13 protein-coding genes are annotated in these 14,311 nt (G+C 66.3%); 5 read left to right on the plus strand and 8 right to left on the minus strand.

The genetic code is table 11. From position 1 onward, the window contains the following. Both FG91_RS09470 and FG91_RS09475 read right to left on the minus strand, forming a co-directional pair. On the minus strand, positions 1–831 hold the full coding sequence (locus tag FG91_RS09470) for a pyrroline-5-carboxylate reductase family protein (protein ID WP_052187468.1): 831 nt from the start codon (positions 829–831) through the stop codon (positions 1–3). A 19-nt stretch (positions 832–850) separates the two neighbouring features. Beyond that, a complete protein-coding gene (locus FG91_RS09475) occupies positions 851–2,518 on the minus strand; it encodes an alkaline phosphatase family protein (protein ID WP_235211996.1) in 1,668 nt (555 codons plus the stop codon). A gap of 113 nt (positions 2,519–2,631) precedes the next feature. On the opposite strand from FG91_RS09475, the gene FG91_RS09480 reads away from it, so the two are divergent. From FG91_RS09480 to FG91_RS09500, 5 genes are all read left to right on the plus strand, one after another. After that, the gene (locus FG91_RS09480; RefSeq protein ID WP_037514571.1) at positions 2,632–4,695 is read left to right on the plus strand and encodes a thioredoxin family protein; all 2,064 of its coding nucleotides are present in this window, start codon (positions 2,632–2,634) and stop codon (positions 4,693–4,695) included. Further along, positions 4,695–5,435, plus strand: a complete 741-nt coding sequence (locus FG91_RS09485) for a TlyA family RNA methyltransferase (RefSeq protein WP_037514444.1) — start codon at positions 4,695–4,697, stop codon at positions 5,433–5,435. The genes FG91_RS09480 and FG91_RS09485 overlap by 1 nt, the downstream gene beginning before the upstream one ends. Before the next feature lie 60 nt (positions 5,436–5,495). Further along, positions 5,496–6,047, plus strand: a complete 552-nt coding sequence (locus FG91_RS09490) for a TspO/MBR family protein (RefSeq protein ID WP_037514445.1) — start codon at positions 5,496–5,498, stop codon at positions 6,045–6,047. Between the two features lie 36 nt (positions 6,048–6,083). Continuing rightward, the gene (locus tag FG91_RS09495; protein ID WP_037514447.1) at positions 6,084–6,425 is read left to right on the plus strand and encodes an accessory factor UbiK family protein; all 342 of its coding nucleotides are present in this window, start codon (positions 6,084–6,086) and stop codon (positions 6,423–6,425) included. A gap of 129 nt (positions 6,426–6,554) precedes the next feature. After that, positions 6,555–7,061, plus strand: coding sequence for a YbjN domain-containing protein (locus tag FG91_RS09500; protein WP_037514448.1), 507 nt, complete (start codon positions 6,555–6,557; stop codon positions 7,059–7,061). On the opposite strand, the gene FG91_RS09505 is transcribed toward FG91_RS09500, so the two are convergent. The 6 genes from FG91_RS09505 to FG91_RS09530 all read right to left on the minus strand — a co-directional run bounded on the left by FG91_RS09505 (position 7,058) and on the right by FG91_RS09530 (position 14,266). After that, positions 7,058–8,017: a right-handed parallel beta-helix repeat-containing protein gene (locus FG91_RS09505; RefSeq protein WP_037514450.1), complete on the minus strand. Its 960-nt coding sequence runs from the start codon at positions 8,015–8,017 to the stop codon at positions 7,058–7,060. The two genes, FG91_RS09500 and FG91_RS09505, sit on opposite strands and share 4 nt — an antisense overlap. A gap of 93 nt (positions 8,018–8,110) precedes the next feature. Beyond that, positions 8,111–10,729, minus strand: coding sequence for a methionine synthase (metH, locus tag FG91_RS09510; RefSeq protein ID WP_037514451.1), 2,619 nt, complete (start codon positions 10,727–10,729; stop codon positions 8,111–8,113). Between the two features lie 22 nt (positions 10,730–10,751). Further along, complete coding sequence (locus FG91_RS09515) at positions 10,752–11,276, minus strand: GNAT family N-acetyltransferase (protein ID WP_037514452.1); 525 nt, start codon at positions 11,274–11,276, stop codon at positions 10,752–10,754. Positions 11,277–11,280: 4 nt separating this feature from the next. Then, entirely contained in the window at positions 11,281–12,345 is a 1,065-nt protein-coding gene (locus tag FG91_RS09520) for a homocysteine S-methyltransferase family protein (protein ID WP_037514453.1), read from the minus strand. Further along, positions 12,342–13,283 (minus strand): methylenetetrahydrofolate reductase, encoded by a 942-nt coding sequence (metF, locus tag FG91_RS09525; protein ID WP_037514454.1) that lies wholly within the window; start codon positions 13,281–13,283, stop codon positions 12,342–12,344. The genes FG91_RS09520 and metF overlap by 4 nt, the downstream gene beginning before the upstream one ends. Continuing rightward, complete coding sequence (locus tag FG91_RS09530; protein WP_037514455.1) at positions 13,280–14,266, minus strand: ArsR/SmtB family transcription factor; 987 nt, start codon at positions 14,264–14,266, stop codon at positions 13,280–13,282. Before FG91_RS09530 ends, metF begins: the two co-directional genes overlap by 4 nt. Between the last annotated feature and the right edge of the window lie 45 nt (positions 14,267–14,311).

Consider the following 14,311-nt stretch of genomic DNA (forward strand, 5'->3'; position numbering starts at 1 on the left):
TCAGCCCTCACCCCGCGCGATATCGGCAAGCTCGCGCCCACGGTCGCGCGCCGCGCGCAGCACATTGGTAAGCAGCGCGGCGAGCTGGCCGTCGCTGTCGAGCACGTCGAGCCCCGCCTGCGTCGTCCCGCCCTTGCTCGCGACCTGCGCGATCAGCACGCCCGGCTTTTCGCCGCTCTCGGCGAGCAGCGCGGTCGCGCCGCCGAAGGTCGCGGTCGCGAGCGCCAGCGCGTCTTCGGCGGACAGGCCAAGCCGTTCGCCCGCGGCCGCATAGGATTCGATCAGGCGGAAGACAAAGGCCGGGCCGCTGCCGGTAAAGGCGGTGACGAGATCCATCGTCGAATCGTCGGCGAGCCGCACCGTCTTGCCCAAGGTGCCCAGCAGCGCGTCGATCGCTACATCGTCGGCATCGCCCAGCGTCGCGACCGCCGACACCCCGGCGCCGATGCGCGCGGCGAGGTTCGGCAGAATGCGGACCTGCGCGCCCGCGTCGGGGAAGCGTGCCGCAAGATCGGACAGCGACACGCCCGCGAGGATCGAGAGCAGGTGAACCTTGCCGGTCGCAAGCGGCGCCAGCACATCGGCGACATCGCCCAGCTGCTGCGGCTTCATGCCGAGCATGATCCAGTCGGCGCTGCCCCCCGCGGCCTGCCATTCACCCAGCGACGCGTGCTGGACGATACCCGCGCGCGGCGCCGCATAGGGATCGACGATCGCGACCAGCGCCGGGTCGAGACCCGCCGCCAGCCAGCGATCGAGCATTGCGCCCGCCATATTGCCGCATCCCACGAGCAGGAACCGGCCGGAGAAATTCCGCAATGCTTTGGTCATAGGTCCTTCTTTTCTTCGTTTATCGACAGCTGCTCTCGGGCCCCGACAACAGGTCGAGGCAGCGGCCATCAATCTTGTTCGCATCGACGGGCACACCGATGACCGACGCCAGCGTCGGCATGATATCGACCGTCATCACGGCGTTGGGCTGTTCGAAACCGGCGAGCCCCTTGCGCCAGAAGAGGATCGGCACGCGGCGGTCATAATCCCACACCGACCCGTGCGTCGCGACATAGCCGATGCCCGATTCGGGGATCGGCGTGACCCGCGGCTTCAACGCGATGATGAAATCGCCCGAACGCTGCGGGTTGTAGGAGGCGCGCAGCTTGTCGAGCAGGCTCCACGTATCGGGCGCGCGCTTCGAGATCGGATGCGCCTCAAGCTGGTCGCGCGTCACCACGGCCTCGATCTGCGGATGCGCGCGCAGGCGCGGCAGGATTTCGGCAAGCGCGGCCTTCCGCTGCGCCGCCGTCAGCGCCTTCGAAAAATGATAATCGCCGTCGTCGCCATAGAGCAAAGGTTGCGGCAGGCCGAGCTTTTCGGCGACTTCCTTGCCAATCGCACCCGGGTTCAGCGCCTTGTCGACGCGCTGCGCGTCGGGCCAGGCATTCTGGCGATTGCGTTCGGGCAGGTCGTGGCCGCCATGGTCGGCGGTCAGCGCGACGACATAGTCGATCCCCGTCGCATCGAGCCGCGCAAAGAAATCGCCGAGCTCGCGGTCGAGCCCCGCCATCTGGATGCACATTTCGCTGCCTTCGGTGCCGGTGCTGTGGCCGACATAGTCGGTCGCAGCCAGCCCGACGATGAGGAGGTCGGTGCCGCTACCCTCACCCATCTTGCGCACCTGGCGCAGCGCGGCGGCGGTCGCGAGTACCGCGCCATCGGCCTCGGGCGACGCCATGAAACGGCGGAAATCGCCGGCGTCGCGCGCCATGCGGCCGGTGCCGACCGTGGCGCCCTTGTCGAGCGGGATCGCGATGTCGTGCGTCGTGCAATCGGCGGGCAGCGTCAGCGCCGCGCGCGGCTGGTTGATCGCGGCGGCGATCGCGGAGCTCGCCTGCTGCGCGGCCGGCGACAAGGTCGTGCCGCGATAGCTGGTGAGCCCGGTGGGCGCGAGCCACATCAGTTCGTCGGCCTGTCGGCCGCCCATCATGATCGCCGAACGATCCTTGCCCGATACCGAGACGACCTGCGCCTTCGGATCGCGCGCCTTCATCAGATCGCCGAGCGTCGGGACGAGCAGATGGTTCACCGACGGCGCATATTGGCCGCTTTTCGATGTCGTCCCCGCGACCGTCTCATCCTCGGCGCAATAAACGCGCTTGTCTTCGCGGGCGACCGACAGGTCGAAATAATTATTGGCGACGATCCCCGTGTGCGCGGGATGGTTGCCGGTCAGGATCGTCGAATGGCCGGGGCAGGTTTCGGTCGCGCCGTGCGCCTGATAGCCCGAAGGGAAGACGATGCCCGACGCGAGCCGCGCGAGACCGCCGGTGAAACGCCCGCGATATTCGGCGAACAGGTCGGCTGAAAACTGATCGACCGCGATCATCACGACAAGCTTCGGCGCCGGGGTCGTGGCTGTAACCTTTTGCGCTGGCGGTGCCGAATTCTGGGCAAGGCCGGTTCCGGCAGCGGCAACACAAAGCGCGGTGGCAAGGGCAGTGGACAGATATTTCAGCTTCACGGACGGCTTCTCCAAATGATGGCGGGGTATGGTCCCAAAAAGCGCGGGCTGTCCTCTCGTCGAAAGCCGCCTATATGGCAAGCCTTCGAACGATGAACGGGCGCGGGCAGAGCATGAATTTGACAAGTGAGGCTTTTGTGACACGCGCATGGCGAACCGTGCTGGCTTTGCTGGCGCTCGCCATCGTCATCGTCGGTCCCGCTCACGCGCAATCGACGCATATCCAGCCAAAACTGGTCGCCGAGTCGGCGGCGCCTGCCCCCGGGGGCAGCACGACACTCGCGCTGACGATGGCGCCCGAGCCGACCTGGCACGGCTATTGGGCGAATGGCGGCGACGCGGGTTTCGGCCTGTCGGTCGAATGGAACGCCCCCGAAGGCGTGACGATCGCGCCCTTCCGCTATCCGGTGCCCGACGCGCTGATCCTCTTCGGCATGATGAACCATGTCTACGAGCACCCCTATGCGCTGCTCGCCGAGGTGCAGGTCGACAAAAGCATAGCACCCGGCACCGACCTGACATTGTCGGGCGTCGCGAACTGGCTCGCCTGTACCGACAAGGTGTGCGTCCCCGAAAAAGCGGTGATTTCGGTCGCGCTGAAAGCGGGCGATGGCAAGATCGCGCCCGCCGAGCGTACCCGCTTCGACGGCTGGCGCGCGCTGCTGCCGCAGCCGCTCGACCGCCACGGCAGATGGGAGCGCAAAGGCGACATGGTGCGCTTTGCCATCCCCCTCCCCGCCAGCACCGCGATCGACGCGCCGCACCTGTTCGTCGAGACGCAGGATGTCGTCGACTATGCCGCGCCGCAACGCTTCAGCCGCAATGGCGACCACATCATCGTCGAAACGCGCGTGAAGGGCGAAAAAGCTGGGCCGGTTTCGGCGCTGCTCAAACTCGGCGGCGGGCGCGGGCTGTCGTTGACCCTCGAACCCGGCGCGGTCCCCGCCGCCGGCGAGGCCATCGCCGGGAAAACCGGCGGCATCGATATGACCCTGTTCTGGACCGCGCTCGGCGGCGCGATCCTCGGCGGGCTGATCCTGAACCTGATGCCGTGTGTCTTCCCGATCTTGAGTCTCAAGGCGCTCAGCCTCGCACGCTCGGGCGGCGATGCAAAGACCGCCAAGGTCGAGGCGCTTGCCTACACCGCGGGCGCCATCGTCACCGCGCTGCTCCTCGGCGGCGCGCTGCTCGCGCTGCGCGCGGCGGGCGAGCAGGTCGGCTGGGCGTTCCAGCTGCAACATCCGGTGAGCGTGCTCGCGCTGCTGATCCTTTCGCTGGCGATTACATTGAACCTGCTCGGCGCCTATGAACTGCCATCCTTCGGCCGCGGACAGGCGCTCGTCGACAAGGGCGGTGCGGCGGGCGGCTTCTGGACCGGCGCGCTCGCCGCTTTCGTGGCGACGCCGTGCAGCGGCCCGTTGCTCGGCGCGGCGCTCGGCGCGACGCTGGTGCTGCCGGCGTGGGCAGCGCTGCCGATCTTCGGCGGCCTGGGACTGGGCCTCGCCCTGCCCTTCCTCGCGATCGGCTTTGTACCCGCGCTCAGGAACCGGCTGCCGAAGCCGGGACCGTGGATGGACCGCTTCCGCAAATGGATGGCGCTGCCAATGGGGCTCACGACGCTCGCGCTCGCATGGCTGCTCTGGCGGCAACTCGGCGGCGGCGAGCAGCTCCTCTGGCCGATCCTCGCGGTTGCCATGGCGCTTGTCCTGCTCACGCATTACGGCGCGATCCAGCGCGGCGACCGGCGGTCGTGGCTGCTCTACGCCTCGGGCCTGCTCCTGCTTGTCAGCCTCGCGGGAACCGTAACCGAAGTCGCCGAGGCCGAACGCACCGCCGACGGCGCCGGATCGACCTTCTCCCCCGATGCGCTCGCCAAGGCGCGCGCCACCGGCAAGCCGGTGTTCGTCTATTTCACCGCCGACTGGTGCCTTTCCTGCAAGGCGAACGAGGCGGGAGCGATCAACCGCGAGGTGGTACAAAATGCGTTCGACAAGGCGGGCGTCGTCACGCTCGTCGGCGACTGGACCAACGGCGACCCCGTCATCACGCGGACGCTCGCCGAGCATGGCCGCAACAGCGTGCCGCTCTACCTCTGGTATGCGCCGGGCGCCGCTAAGCCCGAAATCCTGCCGCAGATCCTGACCCCGGGACTGCTCGCCGACAAGGTTGGCGGCTGATGGCCAAACAGCGCGCCGACCAGCTGCTCGTCGACCGTGGCCTCGCCGAAAGCCGGACGCGCGCGCAGGCGCTCATCCTTGCGGGGCTCGCCTTTGTCGGCGACCGCAAGATCGACAAGGCCGGGCAGCAGGTTGCCGAGGATGCAGAGATCAGCGTCAAGGGCCGCGATCATCCGTGGGTATCGCGCGGCGGCATCAAGCTCGATCACGCGCTGACGCACCTCGGCTGGGACGTGACGGACGCGGTCGCGATCGACGTCGGATCATCGACCGGCGGGTTCACCGATGTGCTGCTCAGCCGCGGCGCGGCGCGCGTCTATGCGGTGGATTCGGGCACCAACCAGCTTGCGTGGAAGCTGCGGCAGGACGAACGCGTCATCGTCCACGAACAGACGAGCGCGCGTATCCTGACCGCTGCACATATCCCCGAACCGATCGACCTGATCGTCTGCGATGCAAGCTTCATCGCGCTGTCGAAGGTGTTGCCGGTGCCGATGTCCTTCGCGCGGGACGGCGCGCGCATGGTCGCGCTGATCAAGCCGCAGTTCGAAGCCGAGCGGCATGAGGTCGGCAAGAAGGGCGTCGTTCGCGACGCCGCGGTGCACACGCGCGTTTGCGCCGAAGTGCGGGGCTGGCTGACCGGCGAAGGCTGGGACGTTATCGACCTCGTCGAAAGCCCGATCACCGGCCCCGAAGGAAATGTGGAATTTCTGATCGCTGCGGTGAAGCGAGCCGCTTGACGCTGCGCCGCACAATCGCGACACCATGCAACGGATTCGCGTGTGGGGGATAATGCGGAGATGACCGAAATCGCAACGCCGGGGCAGCTTCGCATGTCCTATCTGCGCTGGGCGCTCGTCACGGTTCCGGCGATCGTGCTCGCAGGCAGCCTGTCGGGTCTGCTCTCGAACAGCGGTTACGGCAATCGCTGGTTCGCGTCGCTCGACCTGCCGCCGATCACCCCGCCGGGCTGGGTGTTCGGCACCGTCTGGCCGCTCCTCTATATCTGCCTCGGCCTGTCGCTCGCGATGATCCTCCACGCGCGCGGCGCGAAGGGGCGCGGCTTTGCGCTGCTGCTCTTCTTCGTCCAGCTCATCGCCAATTTCGCCTGGTCGCCGCTGTTTTTCGGACAGCATCAGGTAACGACCGCGCTCTATGTGATCATCTTCATCCTGATGGTGACGGTCGCCACCGCCTTCGCCTTTGCGCCGATCCGCAAGGCGGCGGCATGGCTGCTCGTCCCCTATATGATCTGGCTGAGCTTTGCCGCGATCCTCAATTTCCAGATCGATCAGCGCAATCCCGATGCCGAAACCCTTGTCCCCGCCGCCGCCAGCACCCAAATAGGATGACGGCAAGGGGATAGCCCCGACGAAGGAATATGAGACATGCAGAGCGAAAACCGCTTTTTCGACGATCTGGCCAAGATGGTGAACGGCATTGCCGGAACCGTCGCGGGCGCGGGCCGCGAAGCCGAGTCCGCGATGCGCGACCGCGCCAAGGAATGGGTTGGCCGCATGGATTTCGTCAGCCGCGAGGAATTCGAGGCGGTGAAGAAAATGGCCGCGACCGCGCGCGCTGAGGCCGAAGCGCTGAAAGCGCGGCTCGACAAGCTCGAAGGCGTGACGAAGCCAGCGGCAGCGCCCAAGGCGGCGGCGGCGCCGAAGGCCGCGGCGAAGCCTGCTGCAAAATCCGCTGCCAAGCCCGCGGCGAAGCCGAAGGCAAAGTAATGCGTCGCCCCTGCGAAGGCAGGGGCCGCTGGCAACCTTGCGCAATGCCGATAGCGGCCCCCGCCTTCGCGGGGGCGACGTCGTTAGCTGGACTCGCCAGCGTAGATCGAACCCGCTAAAGGCGCGCGCATGAGTGACGATATTTACGACGACGAAGACGGCCAGGACGCGGCACCGATGGAGATGCTGGCGTCCTATTTCGCCGCGCACGACTGGCCGCACGAGATGGTCGGCGAGGACGAGATCGTCGCGACCGCCCAGGGCAGCTGGACGACCTATGAGCTGCGCGCCGTGTGGCGCGCCGACGATGGCGTCATCCAATTGCTCGCCTTTCCTGACATCCGTGTCGTCGAGGACAAGCGCGCCGTGGCGCATGAGGCACTCGCGCTGATTAACGAACAATTATGGCTCGGCCATTTCGAGCTGTGGTCGAATAGCGGCACGATATTGTTCCGCCACGGTATGCTGCTCGGCGCCGACGCGGCGCTGCCGCTCGATCTCACCGAAACGCTGATCGAAAGCGCGATCGACGAGTGTGAGCGCTTTTACCCCGTGTTCCAGTTCGTGCTGTGGGGCGGCAAATCGCCCGCCGAGGCGCTCGCCGCGTCGCTCATCGAAACGCGCGGCGAAGCCTAACCCGATATTTTTTCGAAGCGCGTCAGCCCCGGCCCCAGTTCGTTCGGCCCGATCGCCAGCGCCTCGCCGCTCCAGTCGGCGACGAAGAGCGTCTTGCGGCCGGTGCCTTGCGGAACGCTCGCACGATTGCCTTCGATGACCAGCCCGCGCGACGGATTGTCGCGCGCCTCGGCTGCGATCGCGATCAACGCGCCGTAATTTTCCTTGTCGCGTCCCTGGATCATCAGGTTGTTCGCGATCCGCCCGGTCGATCCCGCCGGCAGGTCGATCAGGTAATTGGTCGCGGTGCCCTGCGTATCGTCGAAGCTGTTGTCGCGGATTTCGACGCGCGGCGAGCGGGTCTTGAGATAATGGCCGCCGCTGCCCTTTTCGAAGCGCGTGCGCGTGACGACGACGCGGCCATAGACGCCGGTATAAACGCTGTGCGCGCAGCTGAGGCCGCGGTCGCAGCGGCCGAGGCGCGAGAAGGTCGAACGGTCGATCGTCAGCGTCGCCGCCGGATCGTCGGCGGTGAGGATACCTTCCTCGCTGCCCCGGAACAGGCTGTTCACGACGTCGAGATTGCTTTGTTCGAGGCGGATGCCCGCGCCATTGCCGTCGGGGACGCGCATATTCTGGAACACGATCCCGTCGACCCGCGCGCCGGCACCGCGCAGCACCAGCGCCGCCTTGCCCTCGCACGTCACGCCGTCGAAGATCGCGCGGCCGGGCTCGGCCGCGACGAACGCGATCCGCCCCGCGGTCTGCACCGCGCAGTCGCGATGATAGCCGGGGGCGACACGGATCGTGCCCTCGCCTTCGCCGATCGCATCGACGGCGTCCTGCAGCCGCCCGAAACTGCGGCCATCGACGCTGTAAGGTGCGCCCCCGGTCTGCGCGGGCAGCGGCACCGGCGCGAGAAGAAGGGGGAGGGCGAGCAGCGGCAGCAAGGGCCGGCGGAGAAGTGCCTTGAACATGCGCCGCCCATAGCGGCTTTCGGCGTGTCCGTCGTTGGCGAAGCTGGTTAACCGCGCGCCTGTCCCCTTATCGGACAGGCGCGCCGACGCGGGTTAATCCAGATTGGGTCGGAGCCAGCGCGTCGCGGTTTCGATATCGACGCCGCGCCGCTGCGCATAGTCTTCCAGCTGGTCACTGCCGATCCGCGCGACGCCGAAATACTGGCTTTCGGGATGCCCGAAATAGAAGCCGCTGACCGCCGCCGTCGGCAGCATCGCAAAGCTTTCGGTCAGCACGAGCCCGGCATTGTCACCCGCCGCGAGCAGATCGAACAGGATCGGCTTGAGGCTGTGGTCGGGGCAGGCGGGATAGCCGGGGGCCGGACGGATGCCGCGATATTCCTCCTTGATCAGCGCCTCGTTGGTCAGCTGTTCGCCGGGCGCATAGCCCCATAGCGTCGTGCGGACATGCTGATGCAGCCGCTCGGCGAAAGCCTCGGCGAAGCGGTCGGCCAGCGCTTTCAGCAAAATGTCCGAATAATCGTCCTTGTCGGCGCGGAAGCGTTCCGAATGCGGCTCGATGCCGTGGATGCCGACCGCAAAGCCGCCCATCCAGTCGCCCGCCGGATCGATGAAATCGGCGAGGCACATGTTGGCGCGGTCGCGGCTCTTCTTGATCTGCTGGCGCAGGAAGGGAAGCGTCACATGGCGCTCCTCTTCGGCGAGGTGGATGGTGACGCTGTCGCCATCGCGCGCGCACGGCCAGAAAGCGCACACGCCGCGTGCGGTCAGCCACTTCTCTGCGATCAGTCTGTCGAGCATCGCATCGGCGTCGGCCTTGAGCGCCTGCGCCGTCTCGCCGACCACATCGTCTTCAAGGATCGACGGGTATGTGCCGTGCAGCTCCCACGCGCGGAAAAAGGGCGTCCAGTCGATGCACTCACGCAAATCTTCGAGCGACCAGTCGTCGAAGCGGTGCAGGCCGGGTTGCAGCGGCGGCGCCGGCTTGTCGCTGAGATAGGCGTCGTAATAATTGGCACGCGCCTCTTCGAGGGTGTGCAGCACGCTCTGCCCCTTGCCCGCGCGCACGTCGCGGACATGGGCATAATCGTCCTTATAGCCCTGCACATACGCGTCGCGCCCGGTGTCGCTGACCAGCGAGGTCGCAACACCGACCGCGCGGCTCGCGTCGAGGACATGGAGCACCGGCCCCTGATAGGCGGGGTCGATGCGCAGCGCGGTATGGACCTTCGAGGTCGTCGCGCCGCCGATCAACAGCGGCATCGTCATCCCCGCGCGCTGCATCTCCTCAGCCACCGTCACCATCTCGTCGAGCGAGGGCGTGATGAGGCCCGACAGGCCGATCATGTCGGCGTCATTCTCGTTCGCCGCCTCGAGAATTTTCGACCAGGGCACCATCACGCCAAGGTCGACGATCTCGAACCCGTTGCACTGGAGCACGACGCCGACGATATTCTTGCCGATGTCGTGAACGTCGCCCTTCACGGTCGCCATCACGACCTTGCCCTTGCCCTTCGCGCCCGGCTCCTTCGATGCCTCGATGAAGGGCAGCAGGTGCGCGACCGCCTTTTTCATCACGCGCGCCGATTTCACCACCTGCGGCAGGAACATCTTGCCCGACCCGAACAGGTCGCCGACGACGTTCATGCCGTCCATCAGCGGCCCTTCGATCACCTCGATCGGGCGCGGCATCAGCAGGCGCATTTCCTCGGTATCGTCGACGACATAGGCGTCGATGCCCTTGACCAGCGCATGTTCGAGCCGCTTCGCGACTTCCCAGCCGCGCCATTCCTCCGCCGCCTTTTCCTGTGCGGGGTTGCTACCCTTGTAACGCTCGGCGAGCGCGATCAGCCGTTCGGTCGGGCTTTCGGCCTCGCCCTCGACCTTGCGGTTGAGCACGACGTCCTCGACCGCCTGGCGCAGTTCGGGGTCGATCGTGTCGTAAACGTCGAGCTGGCCCGCGTTGACGATCGCCATGTCGAGCCCAGCGGGGATCGCATAATAGAGGAAGACGCTGTGCATCGCGCGGCGCACGACCTCATTGCCGCGAAAGCCGAAGGACAGGTTCGAGAGGCCGCCCGAGAAATGGACGTGCGGGCAGCGGACACGAATTTCCTTCACCGCTTCGATGAAGTCGACGGCATAATTGTCATGCTCCTCGAGCCCCGTCGCGACCGCGAACACGTTCGGATCGAAGATGATGTCCTCGGGCGGAAAGCCGATGCCGACGAGAAGCTTGTAGGCGCGCTCGCAAATCTCGATCTTGCGCTCTTTGGTGTCGGCCTGTCCGACCTCGTCGAACGCCATCACGACGACCGCGGCGCCGTAAGCCATGCACTTGCGTGCATGCGCGAGGAACGGCTCCTCGCCTTCCTTCATGCTGATCGAATTGACGATCGGCTTGCCGGGAACGCATTTCAGCCCCGCCTCGATGACATCCCATTTCGAGCTGTCGATCATCACCGGGATGCGCGCGATGTCGGGTTCGGCGGCGATGAGCTTCAAAAAGGTCGTCATCGCATATTCGGCGTCGAGCAGGCCTTCGTCCATGTTGACGTCGATGACCTGCGCGCCATTTTCGACCTGCTGGCGCGCGACCTCGACCGCCGCGGTATAATCGTCGGCGAGGATCAGCTTTTTGAACGCCGCCGATCCGGTAACGTTGGTGCGCTCGCCGATATTGACGAAGCTGGAGGAGGCGGCGGTGGTCATCGGATAATCCTGAAACTGAGTATTAGGCAGCGAGCGGGCGGGCGAGGACGAGATCGTCGTAAAGCTTGCCGCCGACATTGAACTGGCGCGTGCTGAGGTCAGCGAACCCCTGTTTGCGATAGAAAGCGAGCGCGCGCTGGTTTCCGGCATAGACGCCGAGAAGCAGGCGGCGATGGCCGCTCGCCGCTTCCAGCGCCTGTTTCATCAACGCCGCGCCGAGACCCGTGCCGTGGAAACGCGACAGCGAATAAATGCGCTTCAACTCGATATCGCCCTCAAGTGCGGCGGCGAGGTCGGGCTTGCCGACCAACGCGAACCCGATCGGCGCGCCGCCGGGCTGCGCCTCGGCGATCCATGCCCGACCCCCGTCTGCGAGATAGGCCAGATAGGCCGCTTCACTATGCTGTGCAGCGCAGTGGCCGACGATCGCATCGCCGTCGAGGATGCCCGCGAAGGTTTCAAGAAAGGTCGCGGCGCCGATCAGCGCGAGCGCCGATGCGTCATCCGCTCCGGCTTCGCGGACCGTCCATGTCGGATTGTCGGTCATCGGTTCAGGCCGCCATGGTGAAGGGCTCGAGCCCCGCGAGCCGCGTGCGCACCGGTACTTCGGGAATCGCACGCGGAGCGAGCCCCTCGATCGCCTTCGCCATCGCCGCAATATGCGCTGGCGTCGAACCGCAGCAGCCGCCGAGGATATTGACCTGCCCATGCTCGGCCCATTCGCGCACGAGTCCCGCGGTCGTGTCGGGCATCTCGTCATATTCGCCCAGCTCGTTGGGCAGGCCCGCGTTCGGATAGACCATCACCAGCGCGTCGGCGATGTCGGAGAGCACGCGGACATGCGGGCGCAGCTGCGACGCACCGAACGAGCAGTTGAGGCCGATCGTCAGCGGCTTGGCATGGCGTACCGCATACCAGAAGGCCTCGACGGTATGCCCCGACAGGTTGCGCCCGCTGAGGTCGGTGAGCGTCATCGAGATCATCAGCGGCAGTTCGCGCCCGACCTTCGCTTCGGCCTCGAGCGTCGCGGCGATCCCCGCCTTGGCGTTGAGCGTATCGAAGATCGTCTCGATCAGGATGAAGTCGGCACCGCCTTCGGCCAAGGCCACGACCTGATCGAGATAGACATTCTTGAGCTCGTCGAAGTCGATCTCGCGATAGCCGGGATTGTTGACGTCGGGCGACAGCGACAGCGTCTTGTTCGTCGGCCCGACCGCGCCCGCGATGAAGCGGCGGCGGCCGTCCCGCTCCTGATAGCGATCGGCCGCTTCGCGCCCCAGTCGCGCACTTTCGTGGTTGATGTCGGCGACCAGATGCTCGGCGCCATAATCGGCCTGGCTGATGGTGTTGGCGCTGAAGGTGTTGGTCGACACAATGTCCGACCCCGCCGCCAGATAGGCTTCGCCGATCGCGGTGACGACGTCGGGGCGCGTCAGCGCGAGGATGTCGTTATTGCCCTTCTGATCGTGCGACAGCCCGAGGTTGCCGGCATAGTCGGCCTCGACCAGCTTGCGGAGCTGGATCTGCGTTCCCCAGCCGCCGTCGGTCAGCAGGATGCGCTCCTTTGCCGCCGCCTGCAGGGCTTCGCGTGCGCTGCTCGTCAAATTGGCGGTCATGCGGCTTTCTCCGTCGCGGGCGCCGCCGCCGGGCGCAGGCCCAGCAAGTGGCAGATGGCGTAGCTCAGTTCGGCGCGGTTGAGCGTGTAGAAGTGAAAATCGCGCACCCCGCCCGCATAGAGACGGCGGCACATTTCGGCGGCGATCGTCGCCGCGACAAGCTGGCGCGCAGCGGGCAGGTCGTCGAGCCCCTCGAACAGCGAGATCATCCACGCGGGGATCGCGGTGCCGCACATATCGGCCATGCGCCGCGTCTGCGACACGTTCGACACGGGCAGGATGCCGGGGATGATCGGCGCGTCGATGCCAGCCGCCGCCGCCGCGTCGCGAAAGCGCAGGAAGCTGTCGGGCGAGAAGAAGAATTGCGTGATCGCGCGCGTCGCGCCCGCATCGAGCTTGCGCTTGAGGTTGTCGAGATCGGACTGCGGACAATCGGCGTCGGGATGCGTTTCGGGGTAGGCGGCGACCGAAATGTCGAACGGCGCAATCGCCTTCAGCCCCGCGACGAGTTCGATCGCATTGGCATAACCATCGGGATGCGCGCGGTACGGCGCGCCGCCCGGGACATCGCCGCGCAGCGCGACAATATGCCGCACCCCGGCGTCCCAATAGGCCTGCGCGACCTCATCGATCTCGGCGCGCGAGGCCTCGACGCAGGTCAGGTGCGCGGCAGGCGGAACGGCGCTTTCGGCGGCGATGCGCGCGACGGTCGCATGCGTGCGCTCGCGCGTCGATCCACCCGCGCCATAAGTGACCGACACGAAGCTCGGGCCGAGCGGCTCGAGCGTGCGGAAGGTATCCCACAGCTGCGCTTCCATCTTCTCGGTCTTGGGCGGGAAAAATTCGAAGCTGACGCCGATGTCGCCTTCGAGATTGGCGAACAGCGGCGACGCCGCGGCGCGGCGCGCCTCCGCCAGCGAGTTCAAGTTCGACGTCATGCCGCAAGCCTTTTATTTTGTCCGTCACCAATGACGGGAGGTTGATCTTCATCGCTGCGACGGCGGCCGAGCCATAGCTTCACGGCCAGCTCCCCACCTTCCAGCGTCTGGGTATTTTCCAGCAGCAGCCCGGCCGACGCGAACCAGCCGCGGATCTGCGCGTCCGAAAAGCCGAGGCGTGCGTGCGCCGCAAAGTTACGCAACTCTTCATCCTCGTGCGGCGCAAAGTCGACGACGAGCAAATGGCCGCCGCCGCGCAGCACGCGGCTCGCCTCGGCGATCACGCGGTCGGGCTCGTGCGCGAAATGCAGCGCCTGATGGATGACGATGCTGTCGATGCTCGCGTCGGCGACCGGCAAATTCAGGAAGTCGCCCTGGAGCAGGTCGACGGGAACCGATTGCCCCGCCAGCTTGGTGCGCGCGATGCGCAGCATTTCGGGGCTGCGATCGAGCGCGGTGATGCGGCGCGCGGTCGGCGCGAAGATTTCGGCCATCCGGCCGGTGCCGGTGCCGATGTCGAGCAGGTGCCCGAGCCGGCGGTTGTGCATCATCGCCAGCATCGCAGCCTCGACCTCGCTTTCGGCGACGTGACGCGAGCGGATCGCATCCCATTCGGCGGCATGTTCGGCGAAATAGCGTTCGGCGGACGCGGCGCGCTCGTCGCGCACCGCCGCCAGCCGCCGCGCATCATGCGCGATGACCCGCGTCTCACGCGCGGAGAAGGGCCATTTTTCGGCTTGCCCGATAATGTCGGCGACCGGCCCGCCGTTCGCGATGCGCAGGAAAACCCAGCTTCCTTCGCGCCGCCGCTCGACGATCCCGGCCTCGACAAGGATCCGGACATGGCGCGACACGCGCGGCTGGCTTTGGTCGAGCACGACCGCCAATTCGCCGATCGCGAGCTCCATCTCGCGCAAAAGCGCGACGACTCGCAATCGCGTCGGGTCCGCGAGGGCACGGAAAATGTCGATCAGCTCGCTCATGGGGCAACATATAAAGCTTTCTTTATATCCGGTCAACCAAGCGCC

The sequence above is a fragment of the Sphingopyxis sp. LC81 genome (assembly GCF_000756375.1).
Classification (GTDB): domain Bacteria; phylum Pseudomonadota; class Alphaproteobacteria; order Sphingomonadales; family Sphingomonadaceae; genus Sphingopyxis.

Excerpts from the sequence above, each read along its gene's own strand:
- FG91_RS09470 (WP_052187468.1), bottom strand. The coding sequence starts at position 831 with ATGACCAAAGCATTGCGGAATTTCTCCGGCCGGTTCCTGCTCGTGGGA.
- FG91_RS09480 (WP_037514571.1), top strand. The coding sequence starts at position 2,632 with ATGAATTTGACAAGTGAGGCTTTTGTGACACGCGCATGGCGAACCGTG.
- FG91_RS09485 (WP_037514444.1), top strand. The coding sequence starts at position 4,695 with ATGGCCAAACAGCGCGCCGACCAGCTGCTCGTCGACCGTGGCCTCGCC.
- FG91_RS09490 (WP_037514445.1), top strand. The coding sequence starts at position 5,496 with ATGACCGAAATCGCAACGCCGGGGCAGCTTCGCATGTCCTATCTGCGC.
- FG91_RS09495 (WP_037514447.1), top strand. The coding sequence starts at position 6,084 with ATGCAGAGCGAAAACCGCTTTTTCGACGATCTGGCCAAGATGGTGAAC.
- FG91_RS09500 (WP_037514448.1), top strand. The coding sequence starts at position 6,555 with ATGAGTGACGATATTTACGACGACGAAGACGGCCAGGACGCGGCACCG.
- FG91_RS09505 (WP_037514450.1), bottom strand. The coding sequence starts at position 8,017 with ATGTTCAAGGCACTTCTCCGCCGGCCCTTGCTGCCGCTGCTCGCCCTC.
- metH (WP_037514451.1), bottom strand. The coding sequence starts at position 10,729 with ATGACCACCGCCGCCTCCTCCAGCTTCGTCAATATCGGCGAGCGCACC.
- FG91_RS09515 (WP_037514452.1), bottom strand. The coding sequence starts at position 11,276 with ATGACCGACAATCCGACATGGACGGTCCGCGAAGCCGGAGCGGATGAC.
- FG91_RS09520 (WP_037514453.1), bottom strand. The coding sequence starts at position 12,345 with ATGACCGCCAATTTGACGAGCAGCGCACGCGAAGCCCTGCAGGCGGCG.
- metF (WP_037514454.1), bottom strand. The coding sequence starts at position 13,283 with ATGACGTCGAACTTGAACTCGCTGGCGGAGGCGCGCCGCGCCGCGGCG.
- FG91_RS09530 (WP_037514455.1), bottom strand. The coding sequence starts at position 14,266 with ATGAGCGAGCTGATCGACATTTTCCGTGCCCTCGCGGACCCGACGCGA.